Annotated in this window: 27 protein-coding genes and 1 riboswitch; of the genes, 18 read left to right on the top strand and 9 right to left on the bottom strand. The window is 65.9% G+C overall.

The window, feature by feature from the left end; all coding sequences use genetic code 11:
- The 3 genes from dnaA (at nucleotide 1) to gyrB (ending at nucleotide 5212) form a co-directional block, all read left to right on the top strand.
- Nucleotides 1-1557, top strand: a complete 1557-nt coding sequence (dnaA, locus tag CAL13_RS00005; RefSeq protein ID WP_086071139.1) for a chromosomal replication initiator protein DnaA — start codon at nucleotides 1-3, stop codon at nucleotides 1555-1557.
- Nucleotides 1558-1559: 2 nt separating this feature from the next.
- Nucleotides 1560-2669: a DNA polymerase III subunit beta gene (dnaN, locus tag CAL13_RS00010; RefSeq protein WP_198297690.1), complete on the top strand. Its 1110-nt coding sequence runs from the start codon at nucleotides 1560-1562 to the stop codon at nucleotides 2667-2669.
- 89 nt (nucleotides 2670-2758) lie between these two features.
- Nucleotides 2759-5212: a DNA topoisomerase (ATP-hydrolyzing) subunit B gene (gene gyrB, locus CAL13_RS00015; protein WP_086055678.1), complete on the top strand. Its 2454-nt coding sequence runs from the start codon at nucleotides 2759-2761 to the stop codon at nucleotides 5210-5212.
- A 1090-nt stretch (nucleotides 5213-6302) separates the two neighbouring features.
- Here gyrB and CAL13_RS00020 read toward each other — a convergent pair.
- Entirely contained in the window at nucleotides 6303-7208 is a 906-nt protein-coding gene (locus CAL13_RS00020) for a LysR family transcriptional regulator (protein WP_086071140.1), read from the bottom strand.
- A gap of 118 nt (nucleotides 7209-7326) precedes the next feature.
- Between CAL13_RS00020 and CAL13_RS00025 the strand changes: the two genes are divergently transcribed.
- From CAL13_RS00025 to CAL13_RS00055, 7 genes are all read left to right on the top strand, one after another.
- Nucleotides 7327-8463 (top strand): iron-containing alcohol dehydrogenase family protein, encoded by a 1137-nt coding sequence (locus CAL13_RS00025; protein ID WP_086071141.1) that lies wholly within the window; start codon nucleotides 7327-7329, stop codon nucleotides 8461-8463.
- Nucleotides 8464-8479: 16 nt separating this feature from the next.
- Nucleotides 8480-9355 carry a TauD/TfdA dioxygenase family protein gene (locus CAL13_RS00030; protein ID WP_086071142.1) on the top strand — a complete coding sequence of 292 codons (876 nt, stop codon included), beginning with the start codon at nucleotides 8480-8482 and terminating at the stop codon, nucleotides 9353-9355.
- Nucleotides 9356-9401: 46 nt separating this feature from the next.
- Complete coding sequence (locus CAL13_RS00035) at nucleotides 9402-10400, top strand: Bug family tripartite tricarboxylate transporter substrate binding protein (protein WP_086055682.1); 999 nt, start codon at nucleotides 9402-9404, stop codon at nucleotides 10398-10400.
- A 20-nt stretch (nucleotides 10401-10420) separates the two neighbouring features.
- A complete protein-coding gene (locus CAL13_RS00040; RefSeq protein WP_232467720.1) occupies nucleotides 10421-11602 on the top strand; it encodes an alpha-hydroxy acid oxidase in 1182 nt (393 codons plus the stop codon).
- Nucleotides 11595-12020 carry a nuclear transport factor 2 family protein gene (locus CAL13_RS00045; protein ID WP_086071143.1) on the top strand — a complete coding sequence of 142 codons (426 nt, stop codon included), beginning with the start codon at nucleotides 11595-11597 and terminating at the stop codon, nucleotides 12018-12020. The genes CAL13_RS00040 and CAL13_RS00045 overlap by 8 nt, the downstream gene beginning before the upstream one ends.
- A 48-nt stretch (nucleotides 12021-12068) precedes the next feature.
- Nucleotides 12069-12830 (top strand): fumarylacetoacetate hydrolase family protein, encoded by a 762-nt coding sequence (locus CAL13_RS00050; protein ID WP_086071144.1) that lies wholly within the window; start codon nucleotides 12069-12071, stop codon nucleotides 12828-12830.
- Nucleotides 12831-12924: 94 nt separating this feature from the next.
- A complete protein-coding gene (locus CAL13_RS00055) occupies nucleotides 12925-13911 on the top strand; it encodes an NADPH:quinone reductase (protein ID WP_232467721.1) in 987 nt (328 codons plus the stop codon).
- Between the two features lie 12 nt (nucleotides 13912-13923).
- Here the strand turns inward: CAL13_RS00055 and CAL13_RS00060 are convergent, their stop codons facing one another.
- The 3 genes from CAL13_RS00060 to CAL13_RS00070 all read right to left on the bottom strand — a co-directional run bounded on the left by CAL13_RS00060 (nucleotide 13924) and on the right by CAL13_RS00070 (nucleotide 15153).
- Nucleotides 13924-14490 carry a PAS and helix-turn-helix domain-containing protein gene (locus CAL13_RS00060; RefSeq protein WP_086055685.1) on the bottom strand — a complete coding sequence of 189 codons (567 nt, stop codon included), beginning with the start codon at nucleotides 14488-14490 and terminating at the stop codon, nucleotides 13924-13926.
- 155 nt (nucleotides 14491-14645) lie between these two features.
- Nucleotides 14646-14843, bottom strand: a complete 198-nt coding sequence (locus tag CAL13_RS00065) for a hypothetical protein (protein WP_086071146.1) — start codon at nucleotides 14841-14843, stop codon at nucleotides 14646-14648.
- 49 nt (nucleotides 14844-14892) lie between these two features.
- Nucleotides 14893-15153 carry a hypothetical protein gene (locus CAL13_RS00070; RefSeq protein WP_086055687.1) on the bottom strand — a complete coding sequence of 87 codons (261 nt, stop codon included), beginning with the start codon at nucleotides 15151-15153 and terminating at the stop codon, nucleotides 14893-14895.
- A 238-nt stretch (nucleotides 15154-15391) separates the two neighbouring features.
- On the opposite strand from CAL13_RS00070, the gene CAL13_RS00075 reads away from it, so the two are divergent.
- Nucleotides 15392-16102 carry a UdgX family uracil-DNA binding protein gene (locus CAL13_RS00075; RefSeq protein WP_086073440.1) on the top strand — a complete coding sequence of 237 codons (711 nt, stop codon included), beginning with the start codon at nucleotides 15392-15394 and terminating at the stop codon, nucleotides 16100-16102.
- A gap of 148 nt (nucleotides 16103-16250) precedes the next feature.
- On the opposite strand, the gene CAL13_RS00080 is transcribed toward CAL13_RS00075, so the two are convergent.
- Nucleotides 16251-16577 (bottom strand): DUF4148 domain-containing protein, encoded by a 327-nt coding sequence (locus CAL13_RS00080; protein ID WP_086055688.1) that lies wholly within the window; start codon nucleotides 16575-16577, stop codon nucleotides 16251-16253.
- A gap of 441 nt (nucleotides 16578-17018) precedes the next feature.
- Between CAL13_RS00080 and CAL13_RS00085 the strand changes: the two genes are divergently transcribed.
- Nucleotides 17019-18008 (top strand): XdhC family protein, encoded by a 990-nt coding sequence (locus CAL13_RS00085; RefSeq protein WP_086071147.1) that lies wholly within the window; start codon nucleotides 17019-17021, stop codon nucleotides 18006-18008.
- A 19-nt stretch (nucleotides 18009-18027) separates the two neighbouring features.
- Here the strand turns inward: CAL13_RS00085 and CAL13_RS00090 are convergent, their stop codons facing one another.
- Nucleotides 18028-18984, bottom strand: coding sequence for an SMP-30/gluconolactonase/LRE family protein (locus tag CAL13_RS00090; RefSeq protein ID WP_086071148.1), 957 nt, complete (start codon nucleotides 18982-18984; stop codon nucleotides 18028-18030).
- Between the two features lie 44 nt (nucleotides 18985-19028).
- Nucleotides 19029-19316 (bottom strand): acylphosphatase, encoded by a 288-nt coding sequence (locus tag CAL13_RS00095; RefSeq protein ID WP_086055691.1) that lies wholly within the window; start codon nucleotides 19314-19316, stop codon nucleotides 19029-19031.
- 193 nt (nucleotides 19317-19509) lie between these two features.
- Here CAL13_RS00095 and CAL13_RS00100 point away from each other — a divergent pair, with 193 nt between their 5' ends.
- From CAL13_RS00100 to CAL13_RS00125, 6 genes are all read left to right on the top strand, one after another.
- Nucleotides 19510-20385, top strand: coding sequence for an alpha/beta hydrolase (locus CAL13_RS00100; RefSeq protein WP_086059128.1), 876 nt, complete (start codon nucleotides 19510-19512; stop codon nucleotides 20383-20385).
- A 181-nt stretch (nucleotides 20386-20566) separates the two neighbouring features.
- Entirely contained in the window at nucleotides 20567-21469 is a 903-nt protein-coding gene (locus CAL13_RS00105) for a phytanoyl-CoA dioxygenase family protein (protein WP_086071149.1), read from the top strand.
- Nucleotides 21470-21543: 74 nt separating this feature from the next.
- A complete protein-coding gene (locus CAL13_RS00110; protein WP_086071150.1) occupies nucleotides 21544-21834 on the top strand; it encodes a TFIIB-type zinc ribbon-containing protein in 291 nt (96 codons plus the stop codon).
- Nucleotides 21835-21976: 142 nt separating this feature from the next.
- Nucleotides 21977-22909 carry a 2-dehydropantoate 2-reductase gene (gene panE, locus CAL13_RS00115; protein ID WP_086071151.1) on the top strand — a complete coding sequence of 311 codons (933 nt, stop codon included), beginning with the start codon at nucleotides 21977-21979 and terminating at the stop codon, nucleotides 22907-22909.
- Nucleotides 22910-22990: 81 nt separating this feature from the next.
- On the top strand, nucleotides 22991-23449 hold the full coding sequence (locus tag CAL13_RS00120; RefSeq protein ID WP_086055694.1) for a nuclear transport factor 2 family protein: 459 nt from the start codon (nucleotides 22991-22993) through the stop codon (nucleotides 23447-23449).
- Between the two features lie 14 nt (nucleotides 23450-23463).
- On the top strand, nucleotides 23464-23988 hold the full coding sequence (locus CAL13_RS00125) for a nucleoside 2-deoxyribosyltransferase (RefSeq protein ID WP_086071152.1): 525 nt from the start codon (nucleotides 23464-23466) through the stop codon (nucleotides 23986-23988).
- Between the two features lie 16 nt (nucleotides 23989-24004).
- Here CAL13_RS00125 and ribB read toward each other — a convergent pair whose 3' ends face one another.
- Together ribB and CAL13_RS00135 are read right to left on the bottom strand one after the other, a co-directional pair.
- Nucleotides 24005-24736, bottom strand: coding sequence for a 3,4-dihydroxy-2-butanone-4-phosphate synthase (ribB, locus tag CAL13_RS00130; RefSeq protein ID WP_086071153.1), 732 nt, complete (start codon nucleotides 24734-24736; stop codon nucleotides 24005-24007).
- A 105-nt stretch (nucleotides 24737-24841) separates the two neighbouring features.
- A riboswitch (FMN riboswitch) is annotated at nucleotides 24842-24997 on the bottom strand.
- 117 nt (nucleotides 24998-25114) lie between these two features.
- On the bottom strand, nucleotides 25115-25609 hold the full coding sequence (locus CAL13_RS00135; RefSeq protein ID WP_086055697.1) for an SET domain-containing protein: 495 nt from the start codon (nucleotides 25607-25609) through the stop codon (nucleotides 25115-25117).
- Nucleotides 25610-25656 lie beyond the last annotated feature (47 nt).

Here is a 25656-nt window from a genome sequence, read left to right on the forward strand (position 1 = left end):
ATGAAAGAATTCTGGCAGACCTGCGTCAGTCGTCTTGAGCAGGAACTCCCCCCCCAGCAAATCAGCGCGTGGATCCGTCCGCTGGTTCCGCTTGCGTACGACGAAGCGCAGGCGGTATTGCGCATTTCCGCCCCCAACCGCTTCAAGCTGGATTGGGTGCGCAAGAACTTTGCCCACCAGATCGAAGCCCTGGCCGCGGAATGGTATCAGCGCCCCGTGCAGGTGCAGTTCGAACTGCCGGCGGGCACCGCCGCGCCTCGCATGCCGATCGCGCCCCGGGCCGGAGCGGTCAACGGCGCGGCACCCGTGGGCGCCGTGCCCTCCGCTGGCGGCGCCATGACCGGCGGGCCGATGGCCGCACCCGTGCCGGGCGCCGCGACGGCGGCCGTCCACCCTGTGAACGCCGGCCACGCGCCGTCCGCAGCCGCCAACCCAGGCGCCGGCCAGGCGCCTGCGCCGGTCCATGCCCCAGCCGTCTCGGCCAGTGCGGTGGCGGCCGCGGTGAACGCGGATGCCGCCAACGTCATCTATGAGCGATCGCGGCTGAACACGGACCTGACGTTCGACAACTTCGTCACGGGCAAGGCCAACCAACTGGCGCGCGCGGCCGCGCTTCAAGTCGCGGAAAATCCCGGCACCTCGTACAACCCCCTCTTCCTGTATGGCGGCGTGGGGCTGGGCAAGACGCACCTGATCCACGCAATCGGCAACGCCATGGTGGCGGCGGGTACGGGCGTGCGCGTGCGCTACGTGCATGCCGACCAGTACGTTTCGGATGTTGTGAAGGCCTATCAGCGCAAGGCGTTCGACGACTTCAAGCGCTATTACCACTCGCTGGACCTGCTGCTGATCGACGATATCCAGTTCTTCTCCGGCAAGAACCGGACGCAAGAGGAATTCTTCTATGCGTTCGAGGCCATGGTGGCCCAGCGCAAGCAGATCATCATCACCAGCGATACCTATCCCAAGGAGCTGGCCGGTATCGACAGCCGCCTGATTTCGCGCTTCGACTCCGGGCTGACCGTGGCGATCGAACCGCCCGAACTCGAGATGCGCGTCGCGATCCTGCTGCGCAAGGCGGAATCGGAAGGCGTGCCCATGCCTGAGGAAGTGGCCTTCTTTATCGCCAAGCACCTGCGCAGCAACGTTCGTGAACTCGAAGGCGCGCTGCGCAAAGTGCTCGCCTATGCGCGTTTCCACGGCCGCGACGTGCTCACGGTCGACGTCTGCAAGGAAGCCCTGAAGGACCTGCTGTCCGTATCGAATGGGCAGATCACGGTCGAGAATATCCAGAAGACGGTGGCCGATTTCTACAAGATCAAGGTCGCCGACATGTATTCGAAAAGGCGCCCCGCCAATATCGCACTGCCTCGCCAAGTGGCCATGTACCTGGCCAAGGAGCTTACCCAGAAAAGCCTGCCTGAAATCGGCGACCTTTTCGGTGGCCGCGACCACACCACCGTATTGCATGCCGTACGCAAGATTTCGGACGCGCGCGGCAAGCTCGCCGATCTCAACCATACCCTGCACGTGTTGGAACAAACTCTAAAAGGATGAACATGCAACTCGTACAAACCACACGCGATGCATTGCTGAAACCGCTGTCGACTGTGGCGGGCATCGTCGAAAGGCGGCATACCCTGCCTATTCTGGCGAACATCCTGATGCGCAAAGAGGCCAACAAGGTATCGTTCATCGCGACGGACCTGGAAGTGCAGATCACCACGCAGGCGGAATTCGGCGTCGGCGCCGAAAACGAATCCACCACCGTGGCCGCGCGCAAGCTGCTGGACATCCTGCGGGCGCTGCCGGACACGGGCGACGTCAAGCTTTCCCTGGCGAGCAACAAGCTGTCGGTGCAGACGGGCAAAAGCCGTTTCGCGCTGCAGACACTGGCGGCCAGCGAGTTCCCCACCGTGGCCCAGCCCGAGCAGTGGGACGTATCGCTGACGCTCACGCAGAAGAATCTGCGCCACCTGTTGAACATGGTGTATTTCGCCATGGCGCAGCAGGACATCCGTTATTACTTGAACGGCATGCTGTTGGTCTTCGAACCGGGCCGCGTGCGGGCCGTGGCGACCGACGGCCACCGTCTGGCCCATTGCGCCACCGATGCCGACGGCATCGCCGAACGTCACGAAGTGATCGTGCCGCGCAAGACCGTGCTGGAAATGCAGCGCCTGCTGGAGGACACCGACGCGCCCGTGTCGGTCGATGTCGCCCCTGGCCAGATCCGTTTCCGCTTCGGCGACGTTGAGCTCGTGTCCAAACTGGTCGAAGGCAAATTCCCCGATTTCACGCGCGTGATTCCCACCACGTACACGCGGCACTTCGTGGTCAACCGCGAGGCCCTGCAGGGCAGCCTGCAGCGCGCCGCGATCCTGACCACCGACAAATTCAAGGGCGTGCGCCTGCAGCTGGCGCAGAACCTGATGAAGATTTCTTCTTCCAACGCCGAGCAGGAAGAGGCGCAGGAAGAACTCGATATCGATTATGGGCATGAAGCGCTGGACGTCGGCTTCAACGTCGGCTACCTGCTGGACGTGCTGAGCAACGTCAAGACAGAGGAAGTGAAATGGTCGGTCATGCCGGACCAGAACGCTTCGGCCCTGATCACCCTACCCGATGACGAACACTTCAAGTACGTCGTGATGCCCATGCGCATCTGACGTTCTCTCATCGTCGTCCTCATACCGCGGCGCGAACCGCCGCGGTCGGCCGTTACCCGGCCGCTTCATTCGTGCAATCGCAGAGACTTATGTCCGACATTCCGAACACCACTCCCGAGAACTCCGGCTACGGCGCAGATTCGATCAAGATGCTCAAGGGGCTGGAGGCCGTGCGCAAGCGCCCCGGCATGTACATCGGCGACACATCCGACGGTACCGGGTTGCACCACATGGTGTTCGAGGTGGTCGATAACGCCATCGACGAGGCGCTGGCCGGCTATTGCGACGACATCGTCGTCACCATCCACACCGACAACTCGATCTCGGTGTCGGACAATGGCCGCGGCATCCCGACGGAGATCCACAAGGACGACGAATTCGGCCGCAGCGCGGCGGAAATCGTCATGACCGAGCTGCACGCCGGTGGCAAGTTCGACCAGAACTCGTACAAGGTGTCCGGGGGTCTGCACGGCGTGGGCGTGTCCTGCGTCAACGCGCTGTCCGAATGGCTGCGCCTGACCATCCGCCGCAATGGCGAAGTGCACGAAATGGAGTTCCGCCAGGGCCAGCGCGTGAACCCGCTGACCGTCACCGGCAAGACCGAGAAGCGCGGCACCGAGGTGCGCTTCCTGGCCGACCCGCTGATCTTCAACCACATCGAGTACCACTACGACATTCTGTCCAAGCGCCTGCGCGAGCTGTCGTTCCTGAACAATGGCGTGAAGATCCGCCTGATCGACCAGCGCCAGGGCAAGGAAGAAAACTTCGCGTTCTCCGGCGGCGTGAAGGGCTTCGTCGAGTACATCAACCGCAGCAAGACGGTGCTGCACCCCAACGTGTTCTCGGTCAGCACGGAATCCAGCGCCGGCGGCGTGCCGGTGACGGTGGACGTGGCCATGCAATGGAACGACAGCTATTCCGAGAGCGTGCTGTGCTTCACCAACAACATCCCGCAGCGCGACGGCGGCACGCACCTGACCGGCCTGCGCGCGGCGATGACGCGTGTGATCAACAAGTACATCGCGGATAACGAACTGGCGAAGAAGGCCAAGGTCGAGACGTCGGGCGACGATATGCGCGAGGGCCTGACCTGCGTGCTGTCCGTCAAGGTGCCGGAGCCCAAGTTCAGCAGCCAGACCAAGGACAAGCTGGTCTCCAGCGAAGTGCGTCCCGCCGTCGAAGACGCGGTGGCCCGCACGCTGGAGACCTGGCTGCTGGAGCATCCGGCCGATGCCAAGGCGCTGTGCAACAAGATCGTCGAAGCCGCCCGAGCGCGCGAAGCCGCGCGCAAGGCGCGCGAGATGACGCGCCGCAAGAGCGTGCTGGAAGGCGCCGGCCTGCCCGGCAAGCTGGCCGACTGCCAGGAAAAAGATCCGGCGCTGTGCGAGCTCTACATCGTCGAGGGCGACTCGGCCGGCGGATCGGCCAAGCAGGGCCGCGACCGCAAGTTCCAGGCGGTGCTGCCCCTGCGCGGCAAGGTACTGAACGTGGAGAAGGCGCGCTTCGACCGCCTGATCGCCAGCGAACAGATCGCCACGCTGATCACCGCGCTGGGCACCAGCATCGGTCCGGACTTCAACATCGATAAGCTGCGCTATCACCGGCTGATCATCATGACCGACGCGGACGTCGACGGCGCGCACATCCGCACGCTGCTGCTGACGCTGCTGTACCGCCAGATGCCCGAACTGGTGACGCGCGGCTACGTGTACATCGCGCAGCCGCCGCTGTTCAAGGTGAAGGTCGGCCGCGAGGAGCGCTACCTGAAGGACGAGCAGGAAGAAGCTGTCTTCATGATGCAACTGGCGCTGAAGGACGCCGAGCTGATCCCGGCCGAAGGCGCCGAGCCGATTACCGGCGATGCGCTGGCCGCGCTTGCGCGCCAGTACACGCTGGCCGACGCCGTCATCGCCCGCGCCGGCCGCATGATCGACGAAGCGGCCCTGTCCGCCATGGCCGAGGGCGTCGAGATCAACCTGGATACGCCCGAAACGGCGCAGGCCTCGGCAGAGCGCCTGCAAAAGGCGCTGTTCGATCCGCTGGCGCCGCATGCCGTCAAGGTGTTTGCCGAGGTCGATCCGGCCACGGAGAAGCAGCGCCTGGTGGTCCACCGCGTCCGCCATGGCGTGGTGCGCGTCAGCGTGATCGACGCCACCTTCATCGCCGGCGCCGATTATGGCGTTCTGTCGACCTCCGCCAAAACCTTCCTGGGTTTGATCGGCAAGGGGGCGGTCGTGGCGCGCGGCGAAGGCGACAAACGCAAGGAAGTGCCGGTCAGCGACTTCCGCGAAGCCATGCGCTGGCTGCGCGCGGAGGCCGAACGCAGCGTGTCGAAGCAGCGCTACAAGGGCCTGGGCGAAATGAACCCCGAGCAGCTGTGGGAAACCACGATGGACCCGAAGGTGCGCCGACTGCTGCGTGTGCAGATTGAGGACGCTATTGCGGCCGACGAGGTGTTCACCACGCTCATGGGAGATGAGGTGGAGCCGCGGCGCGCGTTCATCGAAACGCATGCGTTGTCGGCCAGCAATATTGATATTTGAGCGCGGTCGGGGTTTTTGGGCCGTCCGGCGGGGTTGGCGCTTGCCGCCGCCGGCCCGATCGGCCGGTCCGGCGCCCTGCGCGCCGGACACCGCTGCGCTGGCCTCGTCCGGCGGCCGCTTGGTGGCGGTTTGCTTGTGACCGGCTTCTCGGCACGCCTCCCTACGGCGTCCGCTTGCTCGGCCTCAACGTGCCGGCCGCGGCAAGCGCCAACCCCGCCGGACTCCGGGATGTCTCAACCACGGGCGTCTGGGGCGGGCTGGGTTCTTGCGCTTCGTGGCCGCGTTGGGTTGGGGGTGGAAGAGTTTGCGGTGCCCGACCGAAGCGGCCGCCCTGCGCGGCCGCTTCGGTCATACGCATGGTGTCAGGGCGAACGGGAGCAATGCCAGTGCGTGCTGCGCGGGTGCTTTGAGGTCTACGCATGGTGCCAGCGCGAACGAAGCAATGGCAGCCCGTGCTGAGGGGCGCTTGGGTCATACCGCATGGCGCTGGAACGAGCCGCTAGCATTGTCCGCCCGCCCTGCGCGGGTGCTTCGGTCGTACGCGCGGTGCACGCGAACCACGAGCGTCGCGAACATGACCGCAGCGCTCGAATGCATCAACCATATGCGCAGCCATCCGCCCGTCGTCCGCAGTCCCATACCCACACACCATCCCAACCAACACCCTTTCGCCAGGCACGGCGCGTATGACCGGCCCGGCCGCGCAGGGCGGCCGGGCCGGTCGGGCACTGTCACCTCTTCCCACCCCCATAGGCGCGCCCGACGAAGCGCAAGAACCCCCCTCGCCCCAGATGTCAGCCGTTAAGACATCCCGGAGTTCGCCGGGGTTGGCGTATGCCGGGGGCGGCACGTTGAGGCCGAGCGAGCGGACGCCGTAGGGAGGCGTGCCGAGAAGCCGGTCACAAGCAAACCACCACCAAGCGGCCGCCGGACGAGGCCAGCGTAGCGGTGTCCGGCGCGCAGGGCGCCGGACCGGCCGATCGGGCCGCCCCCGGCATACGCCAACCCCGGCGAACGCCTAAAGAACACCGGCCCACACCACACCCAAAAACCACACCCAAAAACCAAGCACAACCCCAACGAACCGCCATCACTGTTGCCACTCCGCGTCCTTGAACCACTTCCGTAAGTGATCCACGAACAACCGCACCTTGTAAGGCAAATGCCGCTTGCTCTGAACGATGGCATAGATATCCAATCCTTCGGGCCGGTACTCGGGCATCAGCACTTCCAGCACCCCCGCCCGTAGATCGTTCTCCACCATGTAGCGCGGATGCATGGAAATCCCATGGCCCAGCTTGGCCAGATGCAGAATCGACTCGCCCAGGTTCGAGTTGAACGTCCCCGACACCTGCACCACCTGCGTGTTGTTGCGCTTGTCCGTGAACACCCACATCCCGGTCGGTGCTTTCAAGCTGTGGATCAGGCAGTTGTGGTTCTCCAGGTCCTTCGGCGTCTTAGGCGCGCCGTGCGCCTTCAGATAGGCGCGCGTCGCGACGATGACCTGCGGCACCACGGTAATGCGATAGGCAATCTGGTTCGTGTCTTTCAGGCGTGGCGCAATGCGCACCGATAGATCGAGGTTCTCGGCGATCAGATCGCTGCGTCCGTCATCCAGCAGCAGCGACACGCGTATCGCGGGATAGCGGTTCAGAAAATTCTCGATGGCGGGGGCCAGATGCACCGCGCCGAACGAAGGCGGCGTGCCCATGCGTATGCGGCCGCTGGGGTTGCGCACGGGGCCCTGCACCAGCTCCTTCAGGTTGCGGGTGGCAAGCGCCAGCGCGTCCGCGTTCTCCAGCAGCAGCCGACCGCTTTCGGTCAGGCTGACGTGCTTGGTGTTCCGGTTGAACAGCTGCACCCCGAAATAGCCTTCCAGCCACGCGATCTTCTTCGTGACGGAGGAACGGCTGGATGCCCTGCTTTCGGCTGCCTTCGAAAAGCTGAGGCTTTTGCCGACCTCTTGGAACACCTCCATGCATTCGAGCAGGTCCATGCTGTCGTTTCCAATTTGGAAAAAATGATTTCGTTCCGCGGAGGCTTCTGCGCGGCGGGCGCGCTCACTACACTGGCCTTACCTTATCGACAGAACACGCCTGTGAAAGGCGGCGCGCATGATTCCCGGAGACTTCGATTACTACCTGTTCGGCACCCACGTCCGCTTCGGCGATGGCGTGGCGAACGCCCTGGGCAGCGAGCTGGCGGCGATGGAGTTGAGAAGGCCTGTCGTGCTGACCCAGGACAGGATCGCCGCGACGCCGGGCTACGCCGGCATGATGCGTTCGCTGAAAGGAATGGACATCGCCGAGCGCCGCGGCATTCCGCCGCATTCGAGTGTCAGTTTAATAGAAACAATCGCGCCGGAAGTCATCGCCTTCCGCGCGGACTGTCTGGTCGCCGTTGGCGGCGGCAGCGTTGCGGACACGGCCAAGGCGCTGGCGCTGCTCGTGGCAGAAGGCGGCCGGCTGGCGGACCACGTAACGCGGTTCGAGCCGCCGCACACCGTGCACATCCCGCGGCGGACCCGTCCCAAGCTGCCCGTCATCGCCGTGCCCACCACCGCATCGGGCGCGGAGACCACGTCATCGTTCGGCGTGCGTGACGATGGCGGCGACAAGCGGATGTTCTGGAACCGGCAGGTCTCCAGCACATCGATACTCATCGACCCGCTGATGAGCGGGGAGGTTCCGCAGGACATGCTGCGGGAGACCGCAATGAACGGGCTCGCGCACTGCGTCGAAGGTCTGTATTCCAAGGGCCGGTCGGTCGTGTCGGATGCGTTGGCGATGCAGGCGATTGCGCTGTTGAGGCAGGCATGGGAAAGCGGCCACCCCGCCGCCGAGCGCAGACTGATCCTGGCGGCCGCGCATCTGTCCGGCATGGTGCTGGCGATGGCGCGCAGCTGTCTGCATCACGCCATCTGTCATGTGATCGGCGCACGGCTGAACCTGCCGCACGGCAAGGTGAACACCATCATCCTGCCGCATGCGATCCGCTTCAACGAATCGGCCGCCGCGTCCATGCTGGCGCCAGTAGTGGCCGCGATCCCGGAGGCCGAAAGCCTGTCCGCCTGGATCGCGCGCACCGCCGAACGGCTCGCCATGCCGCGCCGCCTGCGGGACCTGGGCGTGCCCGAGGCCGCGCTGCCCGATATCGCCGGCCGCGTCATGACCGAGCGCGGGCTGGCATTCAATCCCCGGCCTGTCGCCGACGCGGGCGAGGTGCTCGCCATATTGCGGCAGGCCTTCTGACCAAGCAGGAGACGGTATGAACATCGTTGGAAGCGGCGCCACCCTGGGCGCGCGCGTCGAAGGCATCGATTTGTCCCGGCCGCTGGCGCCGGAAAACTACCGCGCCATCGAGCAGGCGCTGGGGCGTCACGGCGTGCTCTGCTTTCCGCGCCAGCAGCTGGATGCCGCGGCCTTGAAGCGTTTCGCCGAAAACTTCGGCTCGCTCGAGGTCAACGTGGCGAACCTGTACCACGAGCCTGGCATTCCGGAAGTCATGATCCTGTCGAACATCGTGGAAAACGGCAAGCCCATCGGCCTGAGCGACGCCGGCCAGGATTGGCATACCGACATGTCCTACAGCCGCACCATTGCGTTCAGCAATGTGCTGTACGGCATACGCATTCCCATGCGCGACGGCAAGCCTTTGGGCAATACCGAGTTCTGCAACATGCACGCCGCATATGACGAACTTCCGGACTCGCTGAAGCAGGAACTGGATGGCATGACCGTCACCCACGACTTCAACAAGTTCTGGGAAATGATGCGGCGGGAAAAAGGCAGCACGCGGCCGCCGCTGACGGAGGAGCAGCGCAGGCGCAAGCCTCCGGTCTCGCATCCGGTGTTTCTGACGCATCCCATCACCGGCCGCAAGGTGCTGTATGCGAATCCGGGCTATTCCGTCCGCATCAACGAGCTGCCGGAGGCGCGCAGCGAGGAGGTGCTGAACTTCCTGTTCGCGCATCAGCTGCAGGAGAAATTCCGCTATCGGCACAACTGGGCCGAAGGGGACGTGCTGATGTGGGACAACATGGGGACCATCCATAACGCGGTGGCGGACTACCGCCCTGACGAGCCGCGCCTGATCAAGCGCTGCCAGGTCATGGCCGACAAGTATTTTCCCGAACTGTACTGACGCGGCGGCGTCCCGTACGGCAAACCGACGATTAAAGGAGACAGACATGGACCTTCGATTGCTGAGCGGCCGCGCGTTCGCGGCGGCGTTCGCCCTGGCGCTGGCATGGAGCGCCGCCGCGCGTGCGGACGACTATCCGTCCCGGCCGATACGGATGGAGGTGGGATACGCCGCGGGCGGGCCCACGGATGTGGTGGCCCGCATCGTTGCCAAGCATATGTCGGAAAACCTGGGCACGTCGGTGATCGTCGAAAACAAGCCCGGGGCCAGCGCATCCATCGCCGCCAACGATGTCATGCGATCGGCGCCGGACGGCTACAAGGTGCTGGTCACGTCGCTGACGCTGAACGTCAATCCGCTGCTTTATCCCAAGCGCTACGACTACGACCCGGTCAAGGCCTTCGAGCCCATCACGAACTTCGCCAATAACCCGATGTTGCTGGTGACGAACTACGACTCGCCCTACAAGGACCTGAAAAGCCTGATCGCCGACGCCAAGGCGCACCCCGGCAAGCTCACCTTCGGATCTTCGGGCGTCGGCGGATCGGCGCATCTGGCTGCCGAAATGCTGTCGACGATGGCCGGCATCAAGATGATCCACGTGCCGTTCAAGGGGAACGGACCGGCGCTGCAGGAAATGGTGGCGGGCCGCATCAGCTTCATGTTCTATCCCAGCGTGGGCATCGCCAACTATGTCGCCGCCAAGCAGCTTCGCGTGTTGGCGGTGGGCACCGACGAACCGCAGAAGGAGTTTCCGGGCGTACCGACGCTGGACAGCCTGGGATTCAAGGGATTTCAGCAAGGCGCCCCGTGGATCGGCATGCTCGCGCCGGCCGGTACGCCCAAGCCCATCGTCGATAAGCTGAACAAGGCCGCGGTGGAAGCGCTTGCCAAACCGGAAGTGCGCGAACAGCTCGCGCAACTGGGCGCGGTGGTGGTGGCCGACAGCCCCGAGCATTTTCGCCAGTTCCTGATCGAGGACAAGGCCCGCTGGGCCGACGTTATCAAGAAGGGCAATGTCACCGTCGGCGATGACGGCAACTGAACCGGCGCAAGGATGGCGACGTGAGCAGCACGGTGCTGGAGGACTGTTATTCGATCGACCGCCTGCGCGAGGCCGCGCGGGCCCGGCTGCCCGCTCCGGTGTTCGATTTCTTCGATGGCGGGGCGGAGGACGAGATAACCCTGCGCGACAACGTGGAGGCGTTTCGGCGCGTCAGGCTGGTGCCGCGCGTTCTGCGCGACGTCTCCAATGTCGACCTGCGCGCTTCCATCCTCGGGCGTCGCGCGCAGATGCCCGTGGCGATCGGCCCGACCGGCGCGGTCGGCTTCGGATGGCGGGGCGGCGACGTCGCGCTGGCGCGCGCCGCGGCGCAACTGGACCTTCCTTACGCGCTGTCCACATCGGCGACCGCATCCATCGAGGAGATCGCGGATAAGGCGCCCGGCCGCCTCTGGTTCCAGGCGTACATCCTGCAGGACAAGGCGCGGCTGGACGCCTTGATCGGCCGCGCACAGGCGGCAGACTACGAGGCGCTTGTCATCACGGTCGACCTGCCGGTGGGCGGCAAGCGTGAGCGCGACCTGGCGCACGGATTGGGATTTCCCATGAAGATCACGCCGCGCAACTTCTGGCATTTCGCGCGCCGCCCGCGCTGGTCGTTGGACATGCTGGTTCGCCAGCCGCCGGCAATGCCAAGTCTGGCGGGAATGAAGAAGGTGGAAAGCGACCGCAAGGCCATGCAGTCGGTGGCCGGCCGCAACTACGACCCCGCCTTCGACGTGGCGGCATTGGCGCGCTTGCGCGCCCGCTGGCCGCGCAAGCTCATCGTGAAGGGCGTCGTACATCCGGCCGATGTGGACGCCATCGTGACGCTGGGCGCGGATGCGATCGTGGTGTCCAACCATGGCGGCCGCCAGCTGGATACCGGCATCGCCACGCTGGATGCCTTGCCGGCCATCGTGGCCGCCGCCCGCGGCCGCGTGCCGGTGCTGCTGGACGGCGGCATCCGGCGAGGCAGCGACATCTTCAAGGCCATCGCGCTGGGCGCGGCCGGCGTCATGACGGGACGCGCCACGCTCTTCGGTGTGCTGGCCGGCGGCCTTGACGGCGCCCAGCGCGCCTTGCACATCCTGCGCGACGAGCTGGCGCGGACCATGCAGCTGTGCGGCACGCCCGCAGTGACCGACATCGGGCCGGACGCGCTCGGCCGCCGCACCATCCCCTTGGAGGCGTTTCATGAGTGACGACACGCTGGGCCTGTGCCGCAATCAGGTACTCGGCTTTTTTCGCGACCTCGACGACAACGATTACGCGTCCCTGGTGCGCCGCATGACGCCGGACGGCGTATGGCACCGGCAAGGCAAGGTGCTGGAGGGACGCGAGGCGGTGCTGGCGGCGCTGGCAACGCGATCGCCCACCATGCGCATCCATCACCTGATCTGCAATCTGTTTGCGGACCGGGCGGACGCAGCGCACTGCGCCATGCGCGCCTACATGCTGGTGGTGCGGCACGATGCCGGCCGCACGCTGGCGGGGCCGGCCCCGCTGACCGGCATCGAGAACATCCGCACCACGCATATCGAACTGGCGCGGGCCGATGGCGGGTGGCTTATCGCGCAGATGCGCAACGACGAGCCGAGCTTCGCCGCCGTGCCCGGCTGACGCCATGGCGCGCGCCGCGCCAGCCGGCTTTTTCATGAGGACCATGCAATGAAATGGATACGCTATACCCACGCCGGCCGCACCGGCTACGGCATCCTGGAAGGCGATCGCATCGCCGCCGTGCGAGGCGACCCCTTCCAGGGTTATGAGCGGACCGGCGCCACCACACGCCTGGATGACGTCCGTATCGAAGTGCCGGTGGTGCCGCCCACGTTCTATTGCGTGGGGCTCAACTATGTGACGCACATCGGCACGGAGGGTTTGAAGATTCCGACGCAGCCGGATGTCGGGTACCGCGCCAACAACGCACTGCTGCCGCATGGACAGGACGTCATCATGCCCGCCGACGCCACGCGCGTGCACTACGAAGGCGAACTGGTGGTGGTCATCGGCAGGAAGGCGCGCAACCTCAACGAGGCGCAGGCGCGTTCCTGCGTGCTCGGCTACACCATCGGCAACGACGTCAGCGAACGCGTGTGGCAACACAACGATCGCACCTTCTGGCGCGCCAAGAACAGCGACACGTTCAAGCCCATGGGGCCATGGATCGAGACCGACGCGGACGTGAACGATATGGAAACGGTGGTGCGCGTGAACGGAGAGGAAACGACGCGGTTCCGCACCGCGGACATGCTGTTCGGCATCGACCGTTTCATCAGTACCATGAGCCGCTATCTGACCCTGCATCCGGGCGACGTCATATGGATGGGTACGGACGGACATTCGCCCGACCTGCGGGACGACGACCAAGTCGATATTTCGATCACGGGCGTCGGCACGTTGAGCAATCGTTTCGTGCGCGCAGCGTAGCGCGGCGGCGGCCGCAGCGAGCGGCATGATGCGCCGGCGCCGGCAGCCTCTAGAATGATCCGGCCCGGGACGAGCCCGGCTATCGAAGGAGACCATGATGCGTGCAGCCCTGTATTCGCGGAACGGACCGGCGCGGGAAGTGCTGGAACTGACGGAACTGCCTGCGCCCGCCCCGGGGCCCGGCGAAGTCCGCGTGAAGCTGGCGGTTTCCGGCGTCAACCCTTCCGACGTCAAATCGCGGGCGGGCAGCCGTCCGGTGACGAGCGGATACGTCGTGCCCCACAGCGATGGCGCCGGCGTGATCGACCAGGTGGGTGACGGCGTGCCGCCTGAGCGGATTGGGCAGCGCGTTTGGGTGTGGAACGGGCAATGGCAGCGGCCCATGGGTACCGCGGCGCAGTACATTGCGCTGCCCGCGGAGCAGGCGGTCGCCTTGCCCGACGCGGTAAGTTTCGAGGCGGGCGCCTGCATGGGCATCCCCGGTCTGACGGCCATGCAGGCAGTCATCCTGGCGGGCGACATGGAAGGCAAGACGGTGCTGGTCACAGGCGGCGCATCGGGCGTGGGGTACTACGCCGCGCAGATGGCCAGGCTCGCCGGCGCCAGGGTCATCGCCACCGTCGGTTCGCGCGAGAAGGCCGGCGTACTCGAGCAGGTGGGCGTCACCGATGCGGTGTTCTACAAGGACGAACCGGTGACCGAACGCTTGCTGGCATTGACGGGCGGACGGGGCGTCGATGCGATCATCGACATGGACTTCTCCACCACCGCGCCGTTGGTCACGGCAGGCGCGGTGGCGCCGCATGGAACCGTCGTGGTGTACGGATCCAATTACCGTGGCGATATTCCGGTGAACTTCGGCGCATGGCTGCCCCGGTCGATCAGCCTGCATTTCTTCCTGGTGTACGACCTGTTGCCTGCGCAGCGTCATCATGCCGTCTCGCGGCTGGGCGGCTTGCTGGCGGCGGACAAGCTGCGGCACCTGATTGCGCCGGCGTACGCGCTGGACGAAATCGCCGCCGCCCACGAAGCCGTCGAATCTGGGCGCATCCTGGGCAACGTGGTCGTGGCCATACCGTAGCGCGCAGGCGCATCAGCGCGCGCCAGGACCCGTCAGAAGCCCCGCCAGATCCGCCGACGTACCGGCCGCCAACTTTGCCAGCAGCCGTGATCGGTACATCTCGACGGTGCGAGGGCTCAGATTCAGCTCGCCCGCGATCATCTTGCTGGTCTTGCCTTGCGCGATCATCAGCGCGATGGCGCGTTCCCGCTCTGCCAGGTCCGGCGGCGCCGGGATGCGCGAGCTCAAATCCTCGAATGTCCAGATGCCGATGGCATGCGGCTCCGCGGGTGTCAGGGATCGCCCGATGAGCCGGCACCAGAACAGCTCGCCGTCCAGGCGCTGCATGATGCGCTCGCAGGCATAGACGCCGTTCGCGCTCAGCGAAGGCGGTGGGGTCCGCTGTCCGGTGCGGGACCCTTCGCGCGAATTGGGGTAAAGGGCATCGAACGATGTTCCGTTGAGCTGTCCCGGCGGATAGCGGAATATCGATTCCAGCCGCGCGTTGGCCTGGACGATCACCCGCCATCGGGATATGCACTGGCCTACCGGCGCCAGCATGAAGACCTGCCTGTAGTCGACATCCGGCTGCGAGTCCATACGGCCTCCCGGTTGCATGCCCGCCGGCACGTATGCGGAAATCTACGCCGATGGATACCGCCAGGGATATGCGCCTTCGGTATGAATTATTGGCAGGGGGGTTGCCCACCGGGTCACATGGAACGCGCGGCGGGCGGCTGTGCGATGGCGGGCGATCAGCCCTGCCCATCGTCTTCCGGTTCTTCACGGCCGATGTTTTGTTCCAGGTCGTCGCTGTCGCGCGTGCCGGACCGGCCGTCGCTTGGGTTGTACTCATCCCGTGGCGGGACATCGCGCGGGGTATTGCTGCGGTCTTCCTTGAGCAGATCGTCGGTGTGCTGGGGGATAGGGTTGCTGCCTTGCTGTGGCGCCATGTCGGTTCTCCTGTTCATCCTTCAATAGCGGTTGCGGGACCGCCCGAATTCACCCTTTCTCGTCATCGGGAGAACGGCGCAGCGTGCCGCGCTTATTGTGGCGGCCAGTTTCGGGCGGCGTGGGGTTTTGCGGACCGTTGGCCGCGCCGTCGCGCGCATCGTCTTCGGCGGCGGCCGTGGCGCGATCGAACACGGGCTGGTCCTGCGGGTCGGCGCCCGGGGGATGGTCCATGTCCGGACGCGGGTCGTCCAGATCGGCCTTTTTCGACGGACGGGGCGCGTTTCGGTTGGGATCGGGTTGGGGCAGCATGGTGAACTCCTGTATTGCGAGCGACGCGGGACGCGCCGTTTCATCAGGCGTCGTGCAAACGCTGTGCCGCCCCGCACCACGCGCAATGGGCGCACCTAGCGCTGAGTAGGGCTTACTGTCTGGCGCGTGCTGTTCGGGAGCAGTTCTTGCAGCCATGTGGCCGCCAGGGTGCTCTTTGCCCAGCTCAATCTTTCTGCTGCTTGCGCCGCCGCCGCGCCCAGCCGGCGCCTTCGAACCGATGTCCACACGTCAAGAAAAATCCGCTCCCCGCGCCGCGTCCCGCACGCCGCGGCCCTCGTCCGCCGATGGCGATGAGGCGCCGATCCAGCCGGACCAGCAGCCCCGCAAGCTTGAAGACTGCCGCCGCTGCGGTTTGTGGCGCGACGCCACGCAGCCCGTGCCGGGCCGCGGGCCGCGTCATGCGGCCATCCTCGTCGTAGGCGAACAGCCGGGCGACCAGGAGGACCAGGCCGGCGAACCCTTTGTCGGCCCGGCCGGCGGGCTGCTCGATCGCGCCCTGGCCGACGCGCATGTCCGCCGCGACATGGTGTTCGTGACCAACGCGGTCAAGCACTTCAAATGGTTCCCGCGTGGCAAGCGGCGGATGCACAAGACCCCGGCCCAACGCGAGGTGATGGCGTGCCATTACTGGCTGGAGAGGGAGCTTGCGTCGGTGCGCCCGAAGGTGGTGGTGGCGCTGGGCGCCACCGCGCTGCGCGCGCTGACACAGCGCGCCGATGCAAGGCTGACGGCGATGCTCGGTCAGCCCATTCAGGTGGGCGATATGACGGTTGTGCCCACCTATCATCCGTCGTTCGTGCTGCGGGCGCCGGACGCGCACGCCCGCGACATGGCTTATTCGGCCCTGGTGGACGCGCTTCGGCAGGCAGGCAGGATCGCCGGCGGCGAAGCGCCCCCCGACGGCGAGCAGCCGCCCGACCGTTCATGACTCCACAATAAAAAACCATCGGATCCGCGATCCGATGGTTCGGTTGCCTATCGATTCCGCGCTGCGCCGCGGTGCGAGGCTTTTCGCCGTTCGGCGTGATCGCATCACGCCGGCTTGCGATGAGCCCGCCGGCGCCGGCGGCGATAGATCAGACGCCCTGGAAGGGCTGGTTGTTCAGGTCGCCGAACGCCATGTCGTCATGGCCGATGTTCGAGACCACTTGGGCGCGGCTCACGCCGCTGTCGGCTTGCGCCAGGAAGGGCGCGTTGTCCACGTCGCCATTGCCGGTCAGACCGGCAGCGCGCGCTTGTTGCAACTCGGCAAGAACCTGAGCGCGGCTGGCGCCGTCGTCCGCCTGGCCGTAGACGCCCTGGAAGGGGGTGTTGTCGATATCGCCGCGCGGGGTCGCAGCCTGGGCAGCGCCGATGGCGGCAAACGAGAGAATCAAAGCGGAAACAATGGTCTTGGCTTTCATGGCAGTACTCCTAGTCCTGTTTGGTGAGGGGCCGGACGCCGTGCAAGGGGAATCTCCATTTCCTGGCGTCCGTTGCTGTCCCGATGAAAGTCATTCTCCGCTTCCAAGACCTACGGATAAACCCCTATTCGGGAAATCATTTTCCCGTAGGACACAGCAATCGCCGGTGATTGCGCCGTTTATTGCTATGGATGCGATAGGCCGCCTTGATCGGACGGCGGCCGGTTACCGGCGTGCGCCAGCGCGGCTGCCGCCGCATTCAGTCGCCGGATGAAGCACGGCTGGGCCCGCCTGTCGCCGGCTTCCGGACAAGCCACGACGTCGACGCCCGCACAGGGCTCTTGTAAAGTAGCCCTGCGCCCGCGCTCTTGCGGGCGCCTGTCATGCCGGCGCCGTGGTTGCCCGCCGCGGCCGCCAATCCGCTTTCGGGATGGCCACGCAATGAATTCGCTGGATTTCGATGTGCTGCAGCAGGCCCGCGAATGGGTCGCCGATGGACACCGCGTGCACCTGCTCACGGTGGTGCAGACCTGGGGCTCGGCGCCGCGGCAGGCTGGCGCATTGGCCGCCCTGCGCCAGGATGGACGACTGGTCGGATCCGTGTCGGGCGGCTGCGTCGAAGACGACCTGATTGCGCGGGCGGTGGCGGGTACGCTGCCGCGAACGGCGGACCGCCTGACCTATGGCATCACCGCGGACGAAGCGGCGCGCTTCGGCCTGCCCTGCGGCGGCACGTTGCGCCTGGTCGTGGAACCCATCGAGGACACCCGATGGCTGGATGCCGTGCTGGAAGAAGTGCGGCAGCACCGCCTGATGATGCGCACGGTCGATCTGCAGACGGGCGAATGGACGCTGTCGCCCGCCGGCCCCAACGATGGCCCCGACTTCGACGGCCGCACCTTCCGCTCGGTCTACGGACCGCACTGGCGTTTGCTGATCATCGGCGCCAACCAAACCGCCAAGGTCCTTTGCGAGATCGCCACCGCGCTGGATTTCCACGTGTTGGTCTGCGACCCGCGCGAGGAATTCTTCGCCGAGTGGAACATGCCGAATGTCACGCTGTTGACGTCCATGCCGGACGACACGGTTACGCAGATCGGGACCGACGAGCGAACCGCGATCGTGGCGCTGACGCATGATCCCAAGCTGGACGATATGGCCCTGCTCGAGGCGCTGAAGTCGCGCGCTTTCTACGTCGGCGCCCTGGGATCGGCGCCCAACCAGGCCAAGCGCCGCGAGCGCCTGCGCATGTTCGATCTGACCGAGGAAGAGATCGGCCGCCTGCATGGGCCGGTCGGGCTGCGCATCGCCAGCCGGACGCCCGCCGAAATCGCGGTGGCGATCGCGGCCGAGCTGGTGTGGGTGCGCAACACGCTGGGCGGCGCGGCCGCCTGTACGGCGAATCCTTCGGCCGCCTCCCGGGAAAACTGAATCCGGGCGGCCGTTCCCGTCAGGGCCGCTGCACGTGCCAGGGCGCCGCGCCCTGCGTGTTCACAAACAGGGAATAAAGCGATTTCCCGGCGGCCATGAAAAGCCGGTTGCGATGCACGCCGCCGAAGCACAGGTTGGCGCAACGTTCCGGCAGGTGGATATGGCCGATGCGCTTGCCGTCCGGCGCGAACACCGCGACCCCGTCCAGTTCCTCCGATCCCATGCCCCAGCCGCACCACAGGTTGCCATGGATGTCGCAACGTATGCCGTCCGACGTGCCGACGCCGCAGTCGATGAACACGCGGCTTTCGCCAAGGCTGCGGCCGTCGGCGCCGACCTCGTGCACCGTGATCAGGCGATTCGGCGTGGCGCGGGATTCGACCAGGTACAGCAGACGCTCGTCGGGGGAAAAGCACAGGCCGTTCGGGCCCTGCGCGCGATCGGTGACCATGGTCAATTCCCCCGTCTCCGGGTCGAGCCGATAGACACAGGCGGGCAGCTCCTGCGGCGCCGGCTTGCCTTCGTACCAGCCGCCCAGACCGAAAGGCGGGTCGGTGAACCAGATCGAGCCGTCCGACTTCACCACGACATCGTTGGGGGAGTTCAGGCGCTTGCCCTGGTAGCTGTCGGCCAGCACGGTGATGCTGCCGTCGTATTCCGTGCGCGTGATCCGGCGGCCTTCGTGTTCGCAGGTGATCAGCCGGCCCTGCAGATCGCGGGTATTGCCGTTGGCGTTGCGTGATGGCTGCCGGAACACGCTGAACGCGCCGGTGGCTTCGTCCCAACGCATGATGCGGTCGTTCGGGATGTCGCTGACCAGCACATAACGGCCATCGCCGAACCATACCGGGCCCTCCGCCCAGCGCATACCGTCGCCAAGTTTCTCGACCGCGGCATTGAAATGCAGATAGCGCGAAAAACGCGGGTCGATGATTTCGATGCGCGGATCCGGATAGCGTTCACTGGTCTGCCACACGTGCTTGTCTCCGAGACGTTGGGATGTTGGTGTTTCGCCGGACTTCAGAGCTGCTGGAAATTGCGGTACCGCTTATCGATGTACTCCCGATGGGAGGTGATTTCCTTCACTACAGCGCCGGGCGGCCCTTTGCCCATCCATTCGAGCATCTGGTCTACCTGGTCGGGCGTGCCTTGGACCAGGGCTTCCACGGAACCGTCCGTCCGGTTCTGTACCCAGCCGGTGGCGCCGACCATATGCGCGCGGCGCACCGTCGCCATGCGGAAACCCACGCCCTGGACTTTGCCGCGGACGTGGACCATAACGGTTTCGATCAGGGGTTCGTTAGCCATGATGCCGGCGCGTATGAACGTTGACTGAAACGGCCTATTTTTCCATACGCGGCGCGGCGCCGTGCGCGGCCATTAGTCGGGGCAGGGAAATTATGAAGTCGCGGCGGGGCGGTTTATCGCCGCGCGGGCATTTCCTATGCTTGCGTCATTGCTGATATGCCCGGCGCAATGGCCCGGGCGACGGTCGAATACCATGTCTTGCCATTCCGATACCGGCGGCGCGCGGGCGACGCGCACGGCCCGCCAGGGGCCCGCGTCCGCCGGCGCGCGGGTCGATATGCCGCCGCACCGCGTACGCTTCTACGGCCGCCGCGACGCCGGCGAGCCGAGCCCGCTGGTCGTCCATTTCCATGGGGGCGCCTTCGTCTCCGGCTCCGTCGATCACCCTTCTCTCGTTGCGCAGATGCTGGCGGATGCCGGTGCGGTGGTGATATCCGTCGATTATCCGCTTGCCCCGGGCCATCCGTTTCCGGCGGCCCTGGAGGCCGCATACGCCACGCTGGACTGGGCGCACCGCCACCGTGGGCGGCTGGCCGGCAAGGGCGCCGGGCTCTTCGTCGCCGGCGAGGAGGCCGGCGGGAATATCGCCGCGTGCACTGCCCTGATGGCGCGCGACCGGCGCGGCCCGCCGCTGGAAGGGCAGATCCTGTTTTCCCCGCTGCTCGACGCCAGCATGGGGACGGCGTCCATGCGCTGCGCGCAGGGAACGCCGGCGGGCGCCGATTGGGCCGATGGCTGGAAAAGCTACCTGTCCTGTCCCTGCGATGCCAGCCATCCCTATGCCACGCCGACGGCGGGTTCGCGTTTCGCGGGCCTGCCGCCCCTGCTGCTGTTCAGCAGTCCCGACGACCCCTTGCGCGACGAAGGCTGCGCCTACGCGCAACGTCTGAAGACGGCCGGCGTGCCGGTATGCCGCGAGGCGCTTGCCCCGGCGTCCATCTGGAATGGGGAGCGTGCGCCCGCCGCTGGCGTGGCGGCGCCGCAATTGGAAGCGGTCCGAGGCCGCCTGTTCAGTTTCCTGGTGACGCATCCGGCGGCTTCGGCCGGCGGCCAGCCGACCGCGCCATAACGGGTCGTCCGGCCGGACGGGCCGCGCGGACAGCACCGGCCGTCCGCTCATCCGTTGAATGCAGGATGCGCAGCGCTTCCGCTCTAGGCGCGAAGGGCGATAGTTGCGCGCCCGCTCAGCCGCTACCTTTAGCTCCACGCCGCTTGGCGGGAAGCGGCATCAATCCACGTGGAGCGCGAGAGTGAACCAGCCATATGTCCTTCCAGAAACGTTGACCAGCCAATACCAGTCACAGGGATACATTTCACTGGAGGCGATCTGCCCCGCAGAGGAGGTGGCGCAGATCCGACAGACGCTCATGCGGCTATTCGAGAACCGGGTTGGATACGAGGAAGGCGCGCAGTACGACTTCGCGAGCCGGGACGATCCTGACAAGCCGCAGACCTTCCCCAGCCTGCACGATCCTTCCCACTATGCGCCGGAACTGCTGAAAACCGTTTATCACCAGCGTGCGCTGGCGATCGCGAAACAGCTCCTGGGCGAGGATGCGGCGTTGTACGGCGAGCACGCCTTGCTCAAACCCGCCCGCGTCGGCCCGGAGACGCCGTGGCATCAGGACGAGGCATTCCGCTCGCCGGATTTCGAATACCGCGAGCTCAGCATCTGGCTGGCGCTGCAGCCCGTGGGCGAGGTGAACGGCTGCATGCAGTTCATCCCGGGATCGCACCGCTACGACGTGCTCAAGCACCGCTCCCCCGGCAACGACAAAACCTTGCACCCGTTGGAATGCTGCGATGAATTTCCGCGCGAACTGGCGGTTCCGGTGCCCTTGCCCGCGGGCGGGTGCACGGTGCACGACATGCGCACCCTGCATTACACCGGTCCCAACACCTCGGATGCGCCCCGGCTGGCCTACATTTTGATCTTCAATGTGCCGCCGACCTACAAGCCGGGCCTGCGTCGTTTCGACTGGCTGGAAGGACGGCGCACCGACAGCCAGATGCGCAAGCGGGAATGGCATCGGCGCGGCGGTATCGCCGTGGAAATTGCGCGCCGCCTGCCCCGGGCCAGGCTCACCAACGGCAAATGGGTGGCCTGGGCGGCGATACGGGCCATGAGCAAGGTCTGGAGCCGGCCGCGTTGATCGGCGACGGAGTACGGGAACCAACGTCATACCGGGCGGTCTACCTTTGTTCAGCGAAACGTAAGGAGACCGCCATGAAGTGCCCCGTTTGCCAAGAACCCGAGCTGGTCATGTCCGCGCGCCAGAACATCGAGATCGATTACTGCCCGCAGTGCCGTGGCGTCTGGCTGGACCGCGGAGAGCTGGACAAGCTGATAGAACGCAGCATCCAGGAAACCGGCGCCGCGCAGCCCGCACCGCCCAGGCAGGAAGCCCGTCCCTATCACGATGACGACCGCCATCCCGGCCGGCATTCGGGCGGCTATTCCGGCGGCTACGACCGCGGCTATCGCAAGAAATCCTTCTGGCACGAAATTTTCGACTGAGCGCCGGCGGTCCGCTCGCCGCGGACCCGCGCCGTGCACCGCCTGCCATGGCCGCCGCGGCGGCCCCGCCTACCCCTTCGGCTTCGGCGCATAATGCGCCCTGGTCGAGCCGCCGTTGGGCGGCGCGGGATGGGAGAAGACGATGCGGATGTTGTTTCTTGGCGCGGGCGGAACGGGCGGCTACTTCGGCGGGCGCGCCGCGCAGGCCGGCGTGGACGTGACTTTCCTGGTGCGCGATGCGCGTGCCCGCCTGCTGCGCGAGCAGGGCCTGCGGATACGCAGCCCGCGCGGCGACGCCACCGTGCGGCCCCACATCGTCACGGCCGGCGAACTGCAGGGCCGCTACGACGTGGTGGTGCTCAGCTGTAAGGCCTACGACCTGGGCAGCGCCATCGAAGCCATCCGGCCGGCGGTGGGCGCCGGATCGGCCGTCCTGCCGATCATGAATGGCATGGCGCACTACGACCTTTTGGACGAGGCCTTCGGCGCGCAGCGCGTATTGGGCGGACTGTGCCAGATCGTCGCGACGCTCGGCCCGGAGGGAGAAGTCGTCCATATGGGGCCCCATGCCGCCTTCGTGTTCGGCGAACGCGCCGGGGAGCCGCGCAGCGCGCGCTGCACGGCGCTCGAACAGGCGCTGAGCCAGGCGGACTTTTCGTCGCGCCTCAGCGAGGACATCTATCAGGACTGTTGGGAGAAATACGTTTTTCTGTGCAGCCTGGCGGCCGCAACCTGCCTGATGCGCGGCTCGGTCGGCGAAATCGCGTCCACGGGCGATGGACAGGCCGTGATGCTCGGGCTGCTGGCGGAATCGCAGGCGGTGTCGGCGGCCTTTGGCTATCCGGTGCGCCCCCAGGCCGACGCCTCCGCCCGCAAGTTGTTCACCGATACGTCGTCGCCGATTACGGCATCGATGTTCCGCGATCTGCAGCAGGGTCTGCGCGTCGAGGCCGACCATATCGTGGGCGACATGATCTCGCGGGGTGCGGCGCGCGGCGTCGCCACGCCCTACCTTCGCACGGCGTACGCGCATCTGCAGGTGTACCAGAACGCGCGCATCCCCCGATCCGCGTAAGCGGCGATTTTGTTTACACTGGCACGCCGCGGGCGTCGCTATGCGCGGCGTGCGTCGATCCCAGTCAATGTTCGGAATCCCATGAAGCTCAGACCCTTTGCCGCCACCGTATTGTTTCTTGCGGCCGCGTGCGTCTGCGGCGTGGCGCGGCCGGCGCCGCAGGCGGCAGCCGACAACAAGACGCTGGTGACGGCTTTTTTCCGCATGATGTTCCAGGACAAGAACGTCGATAAGGCGATGCAGACCTATGTCGACAAGGGGCTGATCCAGCACGATCCCTACCTGCCGGACGGCGCGGCCGCGATGGCGGACTTCTATGGCCCCTATCTGGAACAGCACCCGCAGGCCAATGCCGAGATCCGCCACGTGATCGCGGAAGGCGACATGGTGGTGGTGCATTCGCTCTGGAAGGAATCGCCGGAAGATACGGGCCAGGCCGTGATCGATATTTTTCGCGTGCAGAACGGCAAGATCGTCGAGCACTGGGACGTCAGCCAGGACATCCCCGAAAATCCCGCCAACCGCAACACCATGTTCTGATCCGGGGCGCCGCGATGCCAGCCGTGTCCAGCCGCCGGCCCTTTTCGCTCTACCTGGCCGGCTTTGACGTTTTCCGCCCCGACGCCGTGGCATATGGCGAATCGTTGCGGGCACTCTGCCAGCGCTACGGGCTTGAAGGGTTGTATCCGCTGGACAAGTCGGCGCCAGCGCAGCTGAGCGGCCGGCAGCTTGCCGCATGGATCTATCGCGCAAATGTGAGGCTGATCCAGCGGGCCGACGGCGTCATGGCGAATCTCAACGCTTTTCGCGGGAACGAACCCGACTCCGGCACGGCGTTCGAGGTGGGCTACGCGGTGGCGCTCGGCAAGCCGGTGTGGGGGTACCGCGCGGCGGGCGAGTCCATCGTCGAACAGGTTGCCGTGGGAAAGTCCGAAGACGGCATGCGGCATGTCGACGCGCAAGGCTACACGGTAGAAGACTTCGGGATGAGCCTGAACCTGATGCTGGCCTGCAGCGCCACCATCGTCATCGGCGACGCCGAAGCGTGCCTCGCGCGCATCGCGCAAGACGTCGCTTAGCGTCGCCTTTGCCGCTTCAGGCTGCCTGCGGCGCCACGTCGATGGAAACGGCAGCGGTCCCTTCGCTCGCCCCGGCCGCCAGGCTGCGGCGATAGTCGGCGAGTTCCGCGATCGTCAGCGCGACCAGACCGTGCTTGGCGGCATATCGTTCGATCGCCTCGCCGCGCGCCATGGTGCCGTCCGGGTTCATCAGTTCGCAAAGCACCGCCGCGGGCCGCAGTCCGGCCAGGACGGCCAGATCGACGGAGCCTTCGGTGTGGCCACGGCGCGTCAGCACGCCGCCCGGCTGGGCGCGCAAGGGGAAGACATGGCCAGGGCTGACGACATCGCCGGCCTTGGCCTGCGGCGCGATGGCGGCGCGGATGGTGGTGACGCGATCCTGGGCCGACACGCCGGTGGAGACGCCTTCGCGCGCTTCGATTGAAACGGTGAAGGCGGTGCCGTGGCGGCTTTCGTTGCGGCTGACCATGGGGGGCAGGGCCAGGCGTTCCAGCGTTTCATCGTTCAGGCACAGGCATACGATGCCGCTGCAGTCGCGGATCAGCTGCGCCATCACCGGCACGGTCAGTTTGTCGGCGGCGACGATCAGGTCCGCTTCGTTCTCGCGGTCGAAATCGTCCATCAGGATGACCGGCCTGCCCAGCCGCATATGGTGCAGGGCGCGCGCCAGGCGCATCGGAAACGGCTGCGCCGCAATGGCGGGATAGCGGGGATCGGGGACGGGGGAGGAATAAGTTGCTTGGGACATTGAAACGCTCTCGCAATCAAGTGGGCGAAAAACGTTCCAGGGCAATGGACAGCCAAACGCAAAACCGCGGGCACGCCGCAGCGTGCGGGGTACGGAAGTGTGCCGGCACATCTTCTCTCATCCGGACTATGACCGTCGGCTCTGGAATCTGACCAGATCTGCTGACCCCGCGTGCCGTTTCCGGTCCGCTGGCGCTCGCGGGCTTGCCACATTGCGTGGCCTACCGCCGGTGGGGAATTTCGCCCCGCCCTGAAGACGTACTGTATGCCGTCATTCGACGGCATGAAGGCATTGTAAGCGCAGCGGCCGCGCCGCTGGCGGAAAGCCCCGCGCCCTGCATGGCTTAAGGATGGGCTGGCGCCGCGCGTGGGCGCCCTGTCAGGCTTTCTTTTTCTTCTTTTTCTTTTTCTCGGGCAGGGCCAGCATCGTGCCGCGGCAGCTCGGCGTGCCGCACAGGCACTTGTAGCCTTCCTTCAGCGCCTTGGTGATCTTGCCGTCCAGCACGAGCCCATAGTCGTAGAAAAGTTCTTCGCCGCGCTTCAGGTCGCGCAAGGCGACGATATAGACACGCTTGCCGCCGCTGCCTTCCTGCGCTTCGCAATTGGGTTCGCAGCTGTGATTGATCCAGCGGGCGTCGTTGCCATGGTCGCCGCCGTCGATGACCTTGCCCGACGATAGCGAGAAAAAGAAGGTGTGGAAGGGGTCGTCCGGATTGGTGGGATGGCGCCGGTCGGCTTCCTTGGCGCTGATGCGCCGGCCGCCGTACTCCAGGATGCGCGTGCCCGCGGGAATCTTGCGGGCGGCGAACACGCCGTTTCCATGCAGCTTGGAGCGGCGCACGACGTGCCACGGTTTGGAGGTTTCTTCAGTCATGTGCAGCGTGAGTCGGCGCGTATCGCGCGGTAAGGTGAAACGCGGCA

Origin of the sequence: Bordetella genomosp. 9 (assembly GCF_002119725.1) — a bacterium.
Taxonomy (GTDB): Bacteria; Pseudomonadota; Gammaproteobacteria; order Burkholderiales; family Burkholderiaceae_B; genus Bordetella_C.